Origin of the sequence: Streptomyces sp. NPDC007264, from assembly GCF_042869095.1 — a bacterium.
In the GTDB taxonomy this organism is placed as follows: domain Bacteria; phylum Actinomycetota; class Actinomycetes; order Streptomycetales; family Streptomycetaceae; genus Streptomyces.
In genome coordinates, this window is record NZ_JBIAFD010000004.1 from 344,356 (window position 1) to 360,059 (window position 15,704).

Consider the following 15,704-nt stretch of genomic DNA (forward strand, 5'->3'; position numbering starts at 1 on the left):
GCACGTCAGCAGAGTGCGACCCTAGCGAAACACCCGCAACGAGAACTCTCTAGCTAGGGGAGGGTCAGGATCTCCGCGCCCGTGGCCGTGACGACCAGGGTGTGCTCGAACTGGGCGGTGCGCCTGCGGTCCTTCGTCACCACGGTCCAGCCGTCGTCCCACATGTCGTACTCGCGCGTCCCCAGCGTGAGCATCGGCTCGATGGTGAAGGTCATCCCCGGCTGCATCACGGTGGTCGCGTGCGGGCTGTCGTAGTGCGGGATGATCAGCCCGGAGTGGAACGACGAGTTGATCCCGTGCCCGGTGAAGTCCCGCACGACGCCGTAGCCGAACCGCTTCGCGTACGACTCGATGACCCGCCCGATGACGTTGATCTGGCGGCCGGGCCTGACGGCCTTGATCGCCCGGCCGAGCGCCTCACGGGTCCGCTCGACGAGCAGCCGCGACTCCTCGTCCACGTCCCCGACCAGGTAGGTGGCGTTGGTGTCGCCGTGCACGCCGCCGATGTACGCGGTCACGTCCAGATTGACGATGTCGCCGTCGCGCAGCACCGTGGTGTCCGGGATGCCGTGGCAGATCACCTCGTTGACCGAGGTGCACAGCGACTTGGGGAAACCTCGGTAGCCCAGCGTCGACGGATAGGCGCCGTGGTCGCACATGTACATGTGGGCGACCCGGTCCAGTTCGTCCGTGGTGACACCCGGCGCGATGATCCTCGCGGCCTCGGCCATCGCCTGCGCCGCGATCCGCCCGGCGACCCTCATCGCCTCGACGGTCTCGGGCGACTGCACCTCGGGGCCGGTGTACGGGGCCGGCGCCGGTTTGCCGACATACTCGGGGCGGCGGATGTTTCCGGGCACCGAACGGGTGGGAGACAGCTCTCCTGGTACGAGCAGTGACTGGCCAGACATGTCAGCGAGTGTATCCAGCGGGCGTGCGGGACCATGGCCCTGGCGAAAGGAGCTCCTGCGATGGCGCTGTTCAGGAAGCGGACGGTCGGGAAGCCCGGGGAGTGGTACTACTGCCTGGTCCACCAGAAGGTCGAGGAGGGCCCCGAGTGCCCCGCGAAGGACCGCTTCGGGCCGTACGCGTCCCGTGGGGAGGCGGAGCACGCCATGGAGACGGCACGCGAGCGGAACCTGGAGTGGGAGACGGACCCGCGGTGGCACGACGCGTCCGCGGCGGAGCGGGACGACGACTGAGACCGTCCCGCCCGCCCGCCCCGGCGGGTGGGCGGGACGGCCCCCGGGCGGGCCGCGTCAGCCCACCGCCCCCTCACGCCGGGCCCGCAGCCGCAGCGCGTGCTCGTCGGTACGGACGTCGTAGCGCATCAGCGACGGCAGACACAGGGCCAGCAGCGCCGCCGCGCCCGCACACAGCAGTCCCCCCGACCAGACCGAGGTGCGCACGTTCGTCCACGCCGCCACGCCGCCCGAGCGGACCTGGCCCAGTTGCGGGCCGACCGAGTACGACAGCAGCTCGATGCCGGCCAGCCGGCCGCGCAGCTCGTCGGGGATCGTCTGGTTCCACATCGCGGAGCGGAAGATCCCGCTGACCATGTCGAAGCAGCCGCCCAGGGTCAAGAAGAGCAGCACCAGCCAGACGTCGCGCACGACCCCCGCCGCCGCGATCGCCAGGCCCCACCCCGCCGCGGCGAGGACCACCATCCGGCCGTGCCGGCTGATCCGCGACGTCCATCCGCTCGTCAGCGACACGATCAGCGACCCGGCCGGAATCGCCGCGTACATCAGCCCCAGCGACCACTCGGCGTGCAACTCGTCCGCGAGGAACGGCAGGACCGCCAGCGGCATCGCGAAGAACATCGCGGCGATGTCGACGGCGTACGTGCCCAGCAGTTCCTTGCGACTCCACGCGTAGCGCGCGCCCTCCGCGACCGACCGGAGCGACGGCTTCGCCGCCTCGTGCGAGGCGGGCGACGCCGCGAGGCCCAGACCCAGCACGACCGACACCACGAAGGTCGCGAGGTCCGCGGCGTAGGCTGCGCCGAGCCCGGCGTAGGCGACGACCACGCCCGCCAGCGCCGGGCCCGCGACCCCGCCGACCGTCCAGCGCAGCGAGTCGAGCGAGGCGGCGGCCGGCAGATGGTCGTGCGCCACGATGCGCGGGACGAGGGCGTCCAGGGCCGGACGCTGGAGCGAGCCGAGCGCGGAGGACAGGGCCGCCACGACGTACAGCGGCCAGACCGCGGGCCGCGGCAGCAGCGCGTTGAGCAGGAGCACCGCGGACAGCAGGCCCTGCGCCGCCTCGGTGGACAGGATCAGCTTCCGCTTGTCGTACGCGTCGGCGAGTGCGCCGCCGTACAGGCCGAAGACGATCAGCGGCACGAGCTCGACGGCACCGATCGCGCCCACGGCCGCCGCCGACCCGGTGAGCTCCTTGAGCTGCACGGGCAGCGCCACGAAGGTGAGGAAGGTGCCGAAGTTGGTGATCAGCCCGGCCAGCCACAGCCGCCGGAAGTCCTCCGACGCGTGCCAGGGCGCGAGGTCGGGAAGCAGCGCCCGCAGCCGTGAACCGCCGGGCGCCGGCGCGTCCTTTGCGCCGGGTGCGACCCCCGCCTCGGACGCGGGCGCCGGTACGGGCGCCTCCACGGGCGCAGGCAGGGAAGAAGCGGAGCCGTCGTCGGTCACGACCGACCATGCTCATGTGGCCCCGGCGAGCCGGGCAACCGGATTTCGGCGCCTACCACCGCACCGGCGGCGGAGCCGTCAGATGGTCGGCCAGCCGCGACAGCCGGTCCCGCAGACGACCGCGTCCCCGCGGCGCGGGCAGCGCGTTCTCCCCCGCCGCCGCGCTCACCAGGTGCTGCACCGTGTCCAGGTCGAGATCCGTGTCCCGCGGCACCGCCAGCGCCTCGTGCGCCATCGCCGTCAGGTCGTCGTCCCCGCCGTCCAGCGCCAGCACCGTGGCCCCGGCCCGGCGCGCGTCATGGACCCGCTCCAGCAGCCCGGCCCCCGGTGCGCCCGGCGACACCACCAGCAGCGTCTCCCCGCGCCGCGCCGCCGACAGCCGCCCGAGCCCCACCGCCAGATGCGCCGGCTCCGAGGCCCGCGCCCCGTGCCGCACCAGCGTCGGCGACAGCTCCGGCGTCCCCGACCACGCCGCCTCGTCGACCAGGTGCGCCGCCAGATGCCACGGCTCGTACTCCGCCGTGCCCACCAGCAGCAGCCCGCCCCCGTACGACACCACGGACCCCCGCAGCGCTCCCGCGAACCGCCGCGTGGCCCCCAGCCACTCGGTCCCGGCGAGCACTTCCCGCAGCAGTGCGACCCGTACGGCGTCCATGGGTGGGCATCCTGCCGCAATCGGCGCCGCAGGACGCGGAGTTCGCGGCGAATTCGCCCCACACGAGCGAAGCGCCGCCCCCTGAGCCACAGGAACCGCGCCACGCATCACCCGGCCCATCGCCCGTAGAGTCGGGCCATGACCTCTTCCGACAGTGCACCCAAGGCCCCCGCCAAGGACCCCTGGGACCTCCCCGACGTCTCGGGACTCGTCGTCGGCGTGCTCGGCGGTACCGGGCCGCAGGGCAAGGGCCTCGCCTACCGGCTCGCCCGGGCCGGCCAGAAGGTGATCATCGGCTCCCGCGCCGCGGAACGCGCCCGGGCCGCCGCCGAGGAGACCGGCCACGGTGTCGAGGGCGCCGACAACGCCGAGACCGCCCGGCGCAGCGACATCGTGATCGTCGCCGTGCCGTGGGACGGCCACGGCGCGACGCTGGAGTCCCTGCGGGAGGAACTGGCCGGCAAGCTCGTCGTCGACTGCGTCAACCCGCTCGGCTTCGACAAGAAGGGCGCCTACGCGCTCAAGCCCGAGGAGGGCAGCGCCGCCGAGCAGGCCGCCGCCCTGCTGCCGGACTCACGGGTCACCGCCGCCTTCCACCACCTGTCCGCCGTCCTGCTCCAGGACCCGGAGGTCGACCGGATCGACACCGACGTGATGGTCCTCGGGGAGGAGCGCGCCGACGTCGAGATCGTGCAGGCGCTGGCCGGCCGCATCCCCGGCATGCGCGGCGTCTTCTCGGGGCGGCTGCGCAACGCCCACCAGGTCGAGTCCCTCGTGGCGAACCTGATCTCCGTCAACCGGCGGTACAAGGCACACGCCGGTCTGCGGGTCACCGACGTGTAGCGGGCGCGGGGCATGGGGGACACTGGAGGCCGTACGACCACTCCGTCCGTCCGTCAGGAGCCGACCGCCATGCCCCGCCTCGCCCTCTACGCCCTCACACTGCTCATCCTCGCCGTCGCCGCAGCCGTCGTCTCCTTCGCCCGGGGCAGCTGGCTGGGGGTCGTCTGGGTGCTGCTCGCGGGCCTTGCGTCCAACATGACGTGGTACTACGCCCGCCGCGGCCGAAACCGGCGCACGTCCACCACCGGCTGAGCGGCCGGGGGAGGGAGGACGCCTAACCCGCCGGCGAGCAGAACTCGTTCGTGCCCTCCCAGAAGCGGTAGAGCTCCTGCCCGCAGTAGCGGTGCACGGCGTCGATGCCCAAGGTGTTCAGGAGCGAGTCGACGGCGTCGAAGAAGGCCGCGTTCACCGACGGCAGCCACAGGAGCGCGAACACCGCGAGCAGACCGAACGGCGCGAACGGCTCCACCTGGCGGCGCACCCCGTGCGACAGCCACGGCTCGATCACCCCGTAGCCGTCCAGGCCCGGCACCGGCAGGAAGTTCAGCAACGCGGCCGTGACCTGGAGCAGCGCCAGGAACGCCAGCGCGTACCGGAAGTCCTGGGGCACCCCGTCCAGCGCGTGCAGCCAGAACGGGGCCGTGCACACCACCGCGAACAGCACGTTCGTCAGCGGGCCCGCGGCCGAGATCAGGCTGTGCCGCCAGCGTCCCCGGATGCGGCCGCGCTCGATGAAGACCGCGCCGCCCGGCAGACCGATCCCGCCCATGATCACGAAGATCACCGGCAGGACGATGCTCAGCAGGGCGTGGGTGTACTTCAGCGGGTTCAGCGTGAGATAGCCCTTCGCGCCCACCGAGATGTCCCCGCTGTGCAGGGCGGTGCGCGCGTGCGCGTACTCGTGCAGGCACAGCGACACGATCCACGCGGCCGTCACGAACAGGAACACGGCCACGCCGGGCTGTGCGGCGAACCCGCTCCAGGTGGCCCAGCCGGTGACCGCCGTGACGGCCAGCAGCCCGACGAACACGGGGCTGATCCTCCGGTCGCTGCGCCGGGTGGCGGCGGTGGTCATGGGGCTCCCCTGGATTCGACTGATGCTGCGGACTGCCCGACCGTACCGGGCGTACCCCGAGAACGTCTCGTGCGGGGCACCGGATTCCGGCGAGGCGGCCAGGAGGACGGCGCCGCACCGCCGGAACCCCGTGACCGGTTCCGACGCCGCCGGAGACAATGGACCCCGTGCGCTATCGCATCCTCGGCACCACCCAGGCATTCCGCACCGACGGCACGCCCGTCCCGGTCGGCGGGGCCCGGCTGCGTGCCCTGCTGACCGTGCTCGCCCTGCGGACCGACCGGATCGTGCCCGCCGTGTTCCTCGTCGACGAGGTGTGGTCGGGCGACCCGCCCGCCGATGCCACCGGTGCCCTGCAGGCGCTGGTCGGGCGGCTGCGCCGGACGCTCGGCGCGGACGCGGTGGAGTCGGTCCACGGCGGCTACCGGCTGGCCGCGGCGCCGGAGGACGTCGACCTGCACCGCTTCGAGCGGCTGACCGGCGAGGGGCTGCGCGCCCTGGCCGACGGCGACGCCGCGAAGGCGGCCGTCGTCCTCGACGACGCCCTCGCCCTGTGGCACGGGCCCGCCCTCGCGGACCTCCCGGAGCGCGCCGCCGAGGCGGCCCGCTGGGAGAGCCGCCGCCTCGACGCGCGCCGCGCCCGGCTGACCGCGGCCCTCGCTCTCGGCCACGGCGAGCAGCACCTGCCCGAGCTGACCGCGCTGTGCGACCTCCACCCCCTGGACGAGCCCCTCCAGCTGCTGCGCCTGCGGGCCCTGCGTGACGCGGGCCGCCCCGCGGAGGCACTGGCCGCCTACGAGGCCGTACGGCAGCTGCTCGCCGACCGTCTCGGCTCCGATCCCGGGCCGGAACTGCGGGCCCTGTACGAGGACCTGCTGCGCGCCCCCGAAGCCGCGCCGCCCCGCTCCCGGCCGCACACCCCCGCCTCCGGCTCCTCGGGTTCGGGTGTGCCCGGCTCGGCCTCGGGGACCGCCGGGTCCGGTGCGCACGTTCCCGCGTACGATGCCCCCGCCCCCGCCCCCGCCCCCGCCCCCGGCCCCTCGGGCCCGGAGGTCCCCGGTTCGGCATCGGGAACCGCCGCCTCCGGTGCGCGCGTTCCCGGGTACGACGCGCACACCCCCGCTCCCGGCCTCGTGGACCCAAGGGTCCCCGCCGCGGCCCCGCACGCCGCCGGCGTCTCGGGCGGCTCACCCGGCCGCGGGGCGCACCCCGTTCCGGCCCCCGGCAATCTGCGGGCCCGCCTCACCTCCTTCGTCGGGCGGGAGACCGACCTCGGCACCCTCCGCGCCGATCTCGCCGACGCCCGGCTGGTGACCCTGCTCGGGCCCGGCGGCGCGGGCAAGACACGGCTGTCGCAGGAAGCCGCCGAGCACGTGGCGCACACCGTCCGGGACGGGGTCTGGATGGCCGAACTGGCGCCGGTCGACGACCCGGAGGCCGTGCCCGAGGCCGTCCTCACCGCCGTCGGGGCGCGCGAGACGGTGATGCGCGGCGCGGGCGCCGAGGAGATGCGTGCCGTCACCGACCGGCACGACGAGCCCCTCACCCGGCTCGCCGAGCACTGTGCGCGGCGCCGCATGCTGCTCGTCCTCGACAACTGCGAACACGTCGTCGACGCCGCCGCCCGGCTCGTCGAGCACCTCCTCGAACGCTGCCCCGGCCTGACGGTCCTCGCCACCAGCCGCGAGCCCCTCGGCGTCCCGGGCGAGCTGCTGCACCCGGTCGAGCCGTTGCCGCAGCCGTACGCGTTGAGGCTGTTCGCCGACCGCGGCGGCGCGGCCCGGCCGGGCTTCCGCGTCGAGGACGATCCCGAGGCGGCGGCCGAGATCTGCCGCCGGCTCGACGGGCTGCCGCTCGCCATCGAACTGGCGGCCGCCCGGCTGCGGATGCTGTCGCCCCGGCAGATCGCGGACCGGCTCGACGACCGCTTCCGGCTGCTCACCTCCGGCAGCCGTACCGTGCTGCCGCGGCAGCAGACCCTGCGTGCGGTCGTCGACTGGTCCTGGGACCTCCTCGGCGCGGACGAACGCACGGTGCTGCGGAGGCTGTCGGTGTTCTCCGGCGGCTGCGACCTCACCGCCGCCGAGGCCGTGTGCGGCCCCGCCGCGCTGGAGGCGCTCGGCTCGCTCGTCGACAAGTCCCTGGTGGTGGCGGTCCCTTCGGTGGACGGGGAGATGCGCTACCGGCTCCTGGAGACCGTCGCCGAGTACGCGGGCGAACGGCTCGACGCCTCGGGTGAGCGGTCCGGCGCCGAACGCGCCCACCTCACGTACTACCGCGAACTCGCCCGCACCACCGATCCGTTGCTGCGCTCGTCGGCACAGCGGGCCGCGATCGAACGGTTGCAGGTGGAGTACGAGAACCTGCGCACCGCGCTGCGCCGCGCCGTCGCCGCCCGCGACGAGCAGGAGGCGCTCTGCCTGCTGCACTCGCTGGCCTGGTACTGGCAGATGCGCGACCTGCGCAGCGAGGCCCGCGTCTGGGCCGAAGCCGTGATGCCTCTCGGCCCCGATCCCTTCGCGCCGCCCGGGCGGCCCGCGCCGGACCTGCCCGAGAGGTGCACCGACGCCCCGCCGCCGATGCGCCCGGAGGTGCTCGACGAGGCCCGCCGCGGCGCCCATCTGATCCATCTCGCCTGCATGGACATGGATCTGGAGGCGTGGGAGACGCCACAGGCCAAGGAGAAACTGCGCATCATCAGCGAGACCTACCGTCCCGGCCAGCCGCAGACCTGTCGCGTGCCCGGCCTGCTGTGGTTCTTCGCCGTCCTGTTCACCGGCGACCCGGAGCGCATGCAGACGGTCCTCGACGAGGCGGTGCGCACCTGCCGTGAGCTCGGCTACTCCTGGGAACTGGCACAGACGCTGCAGCTGCGGGCCAACATCCTGGCCAACCGCAGCCACTGGGCGGGCGACGCCACCCGGGACGCGGACGAGGCGCTGGAGACCTTCCGCCGGATCGGGGACGCATGGGGCGTGGCCGAGGCCCTGTCCGCGCGCGGTGAAGCGCACGAGCGCCGTGGTGACTACGTGCTCGCCGCCGCCGACTACGAGGCCGCGCGGGAGTACGCCGAGCAGCTCGGCGCCCGCTCCCAGAAGGCCGTGCTCGGCGCCCGCCTCGGCGGTGTCCTGCTGGACTCGGGGCAGAGCGAGCGGGGCGAGGAACTGCTGCGCCAAGTGCTCGACGAGGACCACGGCGTGGGGCACGACGCCCTGCCGGCGGCCCGTATGTTCCTGGCGATGTGGCTCTCCCGCACCGGCCGCGTGTCCGAGGCGCGCCAGCAACTGCGTCTGCTGCGGGACGAGTTCCAGGCCGTCACCTTCGTGATCTTCGATGCCTTCGTACTCGGTCTCGAGGCGTGGCTGGACGCCTCCGAGGAGCGCTACGACGAGGCCCTGCCCAAGGTGCGTCAGGCGCTCGGGCGGGCCGGGGACCAGATGATCCAGATGATCATGCCGCACCTGCCCTCCATGCAGCTGGTCACCGCCGCGATCGTGCTCGCCGGCGTGGAGGGCGGGCGCCGTGCCCGGGAAGCCGCCCTGTGCCTGGGCGCCGCCGACGGGCTGCTGCCGCTCGGCCACGTCCCGACCCCGGCGGAACGCGAGGCGCGCGAGAGGGCGGAGGCGGGCACCAGGGCCGTGCTGGGCGACGAGGCGTTCCGGGCCGCGTACGCGCAGGGCGGCGGGCTCTCCCTGGAGGAGGCCGCCGCCCTCGTCTGACGCGGACCGGCGCGGCCGGCACCCGGGTCAGCTCTTGGTGGTGAACTTGCGGATGGCGATCGGTGCCATGACCGCCGTGAGCACCACCGACCAGATGACGGTCACGAGCACGTCGTGGGCGATGGGCTGGCCGCCGTTCATCAGCCCGCGTGCGGCGTCCGCCAGCGACGACAGCGGGTTGTAGTCCGTGAAGGCCTGGAGCCAGCCGGGCATGGTGTTCGTGGGCGCGAAGATGGACGAGCCGAACTGCAGAGGCATCAGCACGAGAAACCCCATCGCTTGGATGGCCTGGGCGTTCTTCATCAGGACGCCCATGGTCAAGAAGATCCACATGATGCCGAAGCCGAACACCATCGACAGCCCGACGGCGGCGAACAGCCCCGGCACGTTCGCCACGGACAGGCCCAGGAGGAACCCGACCGTGAGGAGCACGGCCGTGGCGACCAGCATGCGGCCGATCTCCACGGTGATCTTGGCGATCAGGACGGAGAAGCGGGCGATCGGCAGGGACCGGAAGCGGTCCATCACACCCGTCTGGAAGTCCTGGTTGAAGCCGGTCCCGACCCCCATGGCGATGTTCATGCCCATCATCGCCATGAGGCCGGGGATCACGTAGTTGACGTAGGCGTCGCGGTTGTGGGTGCCCGCGATCGCGCCGCCGAAGACGAACACGAACAGCAGGGTGAAGACGATCGGCATGAGGATCGCGTCGAACATGGACTCCGGGTCCTGCCGGATCCACAGCAGGTTGCGGCGGACCAGGGCGCCGATGTGGCGCAGGTTGGCGCGCAGCCCGATGCGGCCTTCCACGACCGGGGCGGCGGGTGCGGTGACGGCGGCGGAACTCATGCGGCGACCTCTTCACGGGCGGGGGAGGCGTCCTGCGGGGCACCGGCCTTGTGGCCGGTGAGGGACAGGAACACCTCGTCCAGGCTGGGCAGTTCGGTGGTGATGCCGGCGAGCGTGACGCCGCGGGCGGTGAGCGCGCCGACCACCGCGGTCAGCTGCTCGTCGCTGACGACCGGCACCAGGACCGTGCCGGTCTCGGTGTCCACGGTCGCGTTGCCGGGGCCGGTGAGGCCGAACTCGTCGAGCGCCGCGGCGGTCGGGCGCAGCTCCAGCGGGTCCGCCGGGCGGATGCGCAGCGTGCGGCCGCCCACCCTCGCCTTCAGCTCGTCGATGCGGCCGCCCGCGATGACCTTGCCGCGGTCGATGACGGTCAGCTCGGAGGCCAGTTGCTCGGCCTCCTCCATGTACTGGGTGGTGAGCAGCACCGTGGCGCCCTCGGCGACCATCCGCCTGACCTCGGTCCACACCTCGTTGCGGGTGCGCGGGTCGAGGCCGGTGGTCGGCTCGTCGAGATACAGGACGGCCGGGTGTCCGATCATGGAGGCGGCGAGGTCCAGCCGCCGCCGCATGCCGCCGGAGTACGTGGACGCCGGGCGCTTGGCGGCCTCCGTCAGGGAGAACCGCTCCAGGAGCCCGTCGGCCCGGGCGCGGGCCTCCTTGCGGGGCAGGTCGAGGAGCCGGCCGATCATGTACAGGTTCTCGTACCCGGAGAGCTTCTCGTCGACCGAGGCGTACTGGCCGGTGAGGCCGATCACGCGCCGCGTCTGCCGCGGCTGGCGTACGACGTCGTAGCCGGCGACGGTCGCGTGGCCGGCGTCCGGAGTGATGAGGGTGGACAGGCAGCGGACGAGGGTGGTCTTGCCGGCGCCGTTGGGTCCGAGTACGCCGAGGACGGTGCCCTCGCGCACGTCGAGGTCGACGCCGTCCAGCGCCTTGGTCTCGCCGTAGTGCTTGACCAGCCCCCGTACGGTGACGGCCGCGTCCGGGGCGGCCTCGGCGGGGTTCTTGTCGATTCGCGTCATGCCGACCACGGTGTCAGCCGCCACCGACAAACCACCGACAGCCCGCCTACAGCCACCGACAGCCCGCCTACAGCCGACCTAGAGGCGCACAAGGGCGACAGCCCGCCGACGGGGGAAGATCGGCGGGCTGTCGCGGCGCCCCTGCGGGGGGGGCGCGGGACGGGGCCGTCGTGCGGGCCGGCGGCGGGGGGCGCGGTCGGCCGTGGACGGCCCACGGGGGTCCGGCTTCCGTGGCGGGCGGGCCGGCGCGGGCGTCAGTGCACGGAGTGCTCCTCGAGCGGGAAGGCGCCGCCCACGACGTCCTCCGCGAACGCCCTGGCCGCGTCACCCATGACCTGGCGCAGGTCCGCGTACTTCTTGACGAACTTCGGCACCCGGCCGCCGGTCAGGCCGAGCATGTCGGTCCACACCAGCACCTGCGCGTCGGTCTCGGGGCCCGCCCCGATGCCGACCGTGGGAATGTGCAGCGTGCGGGTGACCTCGGCGGCCAGCTCCGCCGGCACCAGTTCCAGGACCACCGCGAAGGCGCCCGCGTCCTGCACGGCCTTGGCGTCCCGCAGCAACCGGTGCGCGGCCTCCTCGCCGCGGCCCTGGACGCGGTAGCCCATGGCGTTGACGGACTGCGGGGTCAGACCGATGTGCGCCATGACCGGGATGCCGGACTCGACCAGCAGTTCGATCTGGCGGTGCGAGCGCTCGCCGCCCTCCAGCTTCACCGCGCCGACCCCGGCCTCCTTCACCAGGCGGGTGGCCGAACGCAGCGCCTGTACGGGACCCTCCTGGTAGGAGCCGAAGGGCAGGTCGCCGACGATCAGGGCGCGCCGGGTGCCCCGTACGACGGCGGCGGAGAGCATGGTCATCTCGTCGAGGGTGACGGGTACGGTCGTGTCGTACCCGAGGTGGCAGTTGCCCGCCGAGTCGCCGACGAGCATGACCGGGATGCCGGCCTCGTCGAACACGGACGCGGTCATCGCGTCGTAGGCGGTGAGCATGGGCCACTTCTCACCGCGCTCCTTGGCGGTGGTGACGTCGCGCACGGTGATGCGGCGGGTGCTCTTTCCTCCGTACAGTGCCTTGCTGCTGTCGGAGGGCTTGAGCGCACCCTGAGCAGGCTGCCCCTGGGCAGCCGGAAGCTGCGTCATCGCAACGGCTCCTTCGGTCATCTCGAGGCGCCCTGACGGCGTCCCCGGATCGTCTCCATGGTGGCACCTCGTGCCACGCGCGGCTAGAGGAGGGGGCGCGACCCCGCTCACGCCGCCGAGCGGCTGTGGTCGGATTTTCTTAACTTCTCCGTAAAGGTTTCCGATACGAGACCGTTCCGTATCGGAAACGGCCTAGGCTTTTTGCCATGACTACCCCTGCTGCCCCAGTCGCACGGCGGGTGCCCGAGGCGGTGCACCGGCGCCGGTGGGCCATCCTCGGCGTGCTGATGCTCAGCCTGCTGATCGTGGTGCTCGACAACTCCATCCTGAACGTCGCGATCAAGACCATCTCCACCCCGGCACCGACCGGTCTGGGCGCCACGCAGAGCGAGCTGGAATGGGCCATCAACGCCTACACCCTCGTCTTCGCCGGGCTGCTGTTCACCGCGGGACTCCTGGGCGACCGTCTGGGCCGCAAGAAGACGCTGCTGGCCGGGCTCGCCCTGTTCGGCGCGGGATCGGCGCTCGCCGCGGAGTCGGGTTCGCCGGCCCAGCTCATCGCGTTCCGCGCGATCATGGGTCTCGGCGCGGCCTTCGTGATGCCGGCCACGCTCGCCGTCCTCATGAACGTCTTCGAGCGTGACGAGCAGCCCAAGGCCATCGGCATCTGGGCGGGCGGCGTCGGCCTCGCCATCGCCATCGGGCCCATCACCGGCGGGGTGCTCCTCGACCACTTCTGGTGGGGCTCCGTCTTCCTGATCAACGTGCCGATCGTGCTCCTCGCGCTCGGCCTGATGGTGTGGCTGGTCCCCGACTCCCGCGACCCCAAGCCCGGCCGTGTCGACCCCGTCGGCGTCGTCCTGTCCGTGATCGGCCTGGTCCTGCTGGTCTACGGCATCATCAAGGGCGGTCAGCTGGCCGACTTCACCGACGCCAAGGTGCTCGCGACCATCGCCGCGGGCCTCGCCGTCCTCACGCTGTTCGTGGTGTTCGAGAAGCGCAGCGACCACCCGTCCATCGACGTCACGTACTTCAGGAACAAGGTCTTCTCCGCCTGCATCGCCGCCATCGCGCTGGTCTTCTTCGCGCTGATGGGCGTGACCTTCTTCTCCGTCTTCTACACCCAGAGCGTGCGGGGTTACTCGCCGCTGCAGACGGGGTTGCTGATGCTGCCCCTGGCCGCCGCGCAGATGATCTTCGCGCCGCGCGCCCGGCTGCTGGTCGACCGGTTCGGCAACAAGGCCACGACCACCGCGGGCATGGTGGTCATCGCCGCGATGCTCGCCGCGTTCTCCGCGCTGGAGGCGGACACGCCCATCTGGATCCTCGAGGTCATCTTCTTCCTGATGGGCACCGGCATGGCGCACATCATGACCCCGACCAGCGTCGTCATCATGCAGGCGCTGCCCCGCGAGAAGGCCGGCTCCGCGTCCGCGCTCAGCAACACCTTCCGTCAGGTCGGGGGCGCGCTCGGCATCGCGGTGCTCGGCTCGGTCCTGTCGACGGCGTACCGCGACGGCATCCAGGACCAGCTCTCCGTCCTTCCGCCGGGACTCCGTCACACCGCGGGGGAGTCGATCGAGGCGACGCTCGGTGTGGCCGCGAAGCTCGGCCCGAGCGGCAGGGCGCTCGTCTCGCCGGCCAACGACGCGTTCCTGCACGCGATGCACGTCACGGCGCTGTGCGGCGCGGGCGTGGCGGTGATCGGTACGGCCGTCGTGGCCATGTTCCTGCCCGGAAAGGCGCCCGCACCGCAAGAGGGCACGCAGGAAGCGGAGTTGGTGACGGCCGAGAACTGACGTCACGTCATGCCGGGTTCCCGGGGGCCGGGTGCCCGGCACGGCCTGCACGGGGGAGAATCTCATCCCAGCGCAGCAAGGACGGAGTCGAACGTGAGCCTCACCGAGAGCCGGCCCCAGCAGGGCTGCCCCGCGCGCGGACGCCCCCGCAGCGAGGCCGTCGAACGGGCCATCATCGAGGGGGTGATGAAGCTGATCGAGGACGGAGCGCCCCTCGCGGACCTGTCCATCGAGCGCATCGCCCGCACCGCCGGCGTCGGCAAGGCCACCATCTACCGGCGGTGGAGCAACAAGGAGGACCTCTTCGTCGACGTCATGCGCGCCGCCGAGCCCGAGGACCCCGAACTGCCGGGCACCTCCCTGCGTGACGACCTCGTCGTGCTCCTGGAGTCGCTGCGGCAGCGCGGTCTGGCCAGCCGCTCCTCGGCGCTCCTGCGCAACGTGCACGGCCAGATGAAGAGCAGCCCCAGAATCTGGGCCGCCTACCACGCGACCGTCATCGCCCCCCGGCGCCGGCTCGGGGTGGACCTCCTGCGCCGCGGGCAGCTCAACGGCGAACTGCGCCAGGACGTGGACGTCGACCTGATGAACGACATCCTCGTCGGCCCCATGCTCGTACGCTCCGTCCTGCGGCCCGACGCCGCACTGGAGGAGGGCCTCGCCGAGCAGATCGTCGACACGGTCCTGAAGGGGCTACGACCCGTCAGTTCCTGACGGACGTGTGCGGGTTTCGTCACAGAAGGCCCTTCCCGGGCCGCCGTCCGGAACTCGGGACGCCGCCTTCGTCGTCCTCGTGCGCGTAACGGCCGTCATGGGCGCGGCGGGACGGGAGCCGATCATCCCCTAGGGTCGTAGCGGGGGACGACGGTGTGCACGGCAAGTGGTGAGGCGACGGTATGGCGCAGGCGTACGTGGCGGAGACGGACAACGGCGGCACCGGGCAGGACCGCCGAGGACCCTGGTTCCGGCGCCTGTACGACACCCTCCGCGGCGACCGCGGCATCTGGCGCCGCGGCGTGGTGTCGGCGGCCCTCGCGGTCGTCCTGGCGCTGGTGATGCTGCTGCACGCGCAGATCCCCAACACCATCGGCAACCTCGGCAGTCTCACCGAGACGTTCCTTCCCTGGCTCGGTGTCGTGCTCGTCCCGCTGCTGCTGGTCCTCGCGCTGGTTCGCCGGTCGGCGACCGCGCTGATCGCCGTCCTGCTGCCCCTGGCGGTCTGGCTCAACCTCTTCGGCGGGCTGTTCGGCGACAAGACGGGCGGCGGAGGCGATCTGACCGTCGCCACGCACAACGTCAACGCCGACAACTCCGATCCCTCCGGCACCGCCCGCCAGGTGGCGGGTTCCGGTGCGGACGTGCTGGCCCTGGAGGAGCTGAAGGCGTCCGCGGTTCCGGTGTACGAGCGGGCGCTCGCGCCGGCGTACAAGTACCACTCCGTGCAGGGCACCGTGGGGTTGTGGAGCAAGTACCCGCTGAGCGGGGTGAGGGCCGTGGACATCAAGCTGGGCTGGACGCGGGCGATGCGGGCTGCCGTGACGACGCCGGAGGGACCGGTCGCCGTCTACGTCGCGCACATGCCCTCCGTCCGGGTGAAGCTGGAGGCCGGGTTCACCGCCCGGCAGCGGGACACCAGCGCCGACGCGCTGGGCAAGGCCATCGCGGGCGAGAAGCTGCACAGGGCGATCCTGCTCGGCGATCTCAACGGCACCATGAACGACCGCGCGCTCAACGCCGTCACCTCGCAGATGCGCTCGACGCAGGGCGCGGCGGGCAGCGGCTTCGGGTTCAGCTGGCCGGCCTCGTTCCCCATGGCGCGGATCGACCAGATCATGGTCAGGGACGTGGAACCGGTCAGCTCGTGGACGCTGCCGCGGACGGGGAGCGATCACCTGCCGGTGGCGGCGCGGGTGAAGGTCGACGCCCCCGCGTCCTGAACGCCCGGAGGGGAC

The 15,704-nt window shown here is 72.6% G+C and carries 14 protein-coding genes; 7 read left to right on the plus strand and 7 right to left on the minus strand.

Annotated elements, in window-relative coordinates; translation table 11 throughout:
- Window positions 1–53: 53 nt before the first annotated feature.
- Window positions 54–911 carry a type I methionyl aminopeptidase gene (map, locus tag ACFYMU_RS08725; RefSeq protein WP_388369958.1) on the minus strand — a complete coding sequence of 286 codons (858 nt, stop codon included), beginning with the start codon at window positions 909–911 and terminating at the stop codon, window positions 54–56.
- Between the two features lie 60 nt (window positions 912–971).
- On the opposite strand from map, the gene ACFYMU_RS08730 reads away from it, so the two are divergent.
- Window positions 972–1,202, plus strand: a complete 231-nt coding sequence (locus tag ACFYMU_RS08730) for a hypothetical protein (RefSeq protein WP_388369961.1) — start codon at window positions 972–974, stop codon at window positions 1,200–1,202.
- 57 nt (window positions 1,203–1,259) lie between these two features.
- On the opposite strand, the gene ACFYMU_RS08735 is transcribed toward ACFYMU_RS08730, so the two are convergent.
- Complete coding sequence (locus ACFYMU_RS08735; protein WP_388370330.1) at window positions 1,260–2,525, minus strand: MFS transporter; 1,266 nt, start codon at window positions 2,523–2,525, stop codon at window positions 1,260–1,262.
- A 175-nt stretch (window positions 2,526–2,700) separates the two neighbouring features.
- Window positions 2,701–3,303, minus strand: a complete 603-nt coding sequence (locus tag ACFYMU_RS08740; RefSeq protein ID WP_388369964.1) for a hypothetical protein — start codon at window positions 3,301–3,303, stop codon at window positions 2,701–2,703.
- A gap of 138 nt (window positions 3,304–3,441) precedes the next feature.
- Here ACFYMU_RS08740 and npdG point away from each other — a divergent pair, with 138 nt between their 5' ends.
- Complete coding sequence (gene npdG / locus ACFYMU_RS08745) at window positions 3,442–4,146, plus strand: NADPH-dependent F420 reductase (protein WP_388369966.1); 705 nt, start codon at window positions 3,442–3,444, stop codon at window positions 4,144–4,146.
- Window positions 4,147–4,158: 12 nt separating this feature from the next.
- Window positions 4,159–4,398 (plus strand): hypothetical protein, encoded by a 240-nt coding sequence (locus ACFYMU_RS08750; protein ID WP_388369969.1) that lies wholly within the window; start codon window positions 4,159–4,161, stop codon window positions 4,396–4,398.
- Window positions 4,399–4,420: 22 nt separating this feature from the next.
- Here the strand turns inward: ACFYMU_RS08750 and ACFYMU_RS08755 are convergent, their stop codons facing one another.
- Window positions 4,421–5,221 carry a site-2 protease family protein gene (locus tag ACFYMU_RS08755; protein WP_388369971.1) on the minus strand — a complete coding sequence of 267 codons (801 nt, stop codon included), beginning with the start codon at window positions 5,219–5,221 and terminating at the stop codon, window positions 4,421–4,423.
- A 158-nt stretch (window positions 5,222–5,379) separates the two neighbouring features.
- On the opposite strand from ACFYMU_RS08755, the gene ACFYMU_RS08760 reads away from it, so the two are divergent.
- Window positions 5,380–8,940 (plus strand): BTAD domain-containing putative transcriptional regulator, encoded by a 3,561-nt coding sequence (locus ACFYMU_RS08760; RefSeq protein WP_388369974.1) that lies wholly within the window; start codon window positions 5,380–5,382, stop codon window positions 8,938–8,940.
- A gap of 27 nt (window positions 8,941–8,967) precedes the next feature.
- Here ACFYMU_RS08760 and ACFYMU_RS08765 read toward each other — a convergent pair whose 3' ends face one another.
- The 3 genes from ACFYMU_RS08765 to panB all read right to left on the minus strand — a co-directional run bounded on the left by ACFYMU_RS08765 (window position 8,968) and on the right by panB (window position 11,953).
- Window positions 8,968–9,789 carry an ABC transporter permease gene (locus ACFYMU_RS08765; protein ID WP_388369977.1) on the minus strand — a complete coding sequence of 274 codons (822 nt, stop codon included), beginning with the start codon at window positions 9,787–9,789 and terminating at the stop codon, window positions 8,968–8,970.
- Window positions 9,786–10,811: an ATP-binding cassette domain-containing protein gene (locus tag ACFYMU_RS08770; protein WP_388369980.1), complete on the minus strand. Its 1,026-nt coding sequence runs from the start codon at window positions 10,809–10,811 to the stop codon at window positions 9,786–9,788. Before ACFYMU_RS08770 ends, ACFYMU_RS08765 begins: the two co-directional genes overlap by 4 nt.
- Window positions 10,812–11,065: 254 nt before the next feature.
- Complete coding sequence (gene panB / locus ACFYMU_RS08775) at window positions 11,066–11,953, minus strand: 3-methyl-2-oxobutanoate hydroxymethyltransferase (protein ID WP_388369983.1); 888 nt, start codon at window positions 11,951–11,953, stop codon at window positions 11,066–11,068.
- A 206-nt stretch (window positions 11,954–12,159) separates the two neighbouring features.
- Here panB and ACFYMU_RS08780 point away from each other — a divergent pair, with 206 nt between their 5' ends.
- From ACFYMU_RS08780 to ACFYMU_RS08790, 3 genes are all read left to right on the plus strand, one after another.
- Window positions 12,160–13,752, plus strand: coding sequence for an MFS transporter (locus tag ACFYMU_RS08780; protein WP_388369985.1), 1,593 nt, complete (start codon window positions 12,160–12,162; stop codon window positions 13,750–13,752).
- A gap of 93 nt (window positions 13,753–13,845) precedes the next feature.
- Window positions 13,846–14,466 (plus strand): TetR/AcrR family transcriptional regulator, encoded by a 621-nt coding sequence (locus ACFYMU_RS08785; protein WP_388369988.1) that lies wholly within the window; start codon window positions 13,846–13,848, stop codon window positions 14,464–14,466.
- 182 nt (window positions 14,467–14,648) lie between these two features.
- The gene (locus ACFYMU_RS08790; RefSeq protein WP_388369991.1) at window positions 14,649–15,689 is read left to right on the plus strand and encodes an endonuclease/exonuclease/phosphatase family protein; all 1,041 of its coding nucleotides are present in this window, start codon (window positions 14,649–14,651) and stop codon (window positions 15,687–15,689) included.
- The last annotated feature ends 15 nt before the right edge of the window (window positions 15,690–15,704 follow it).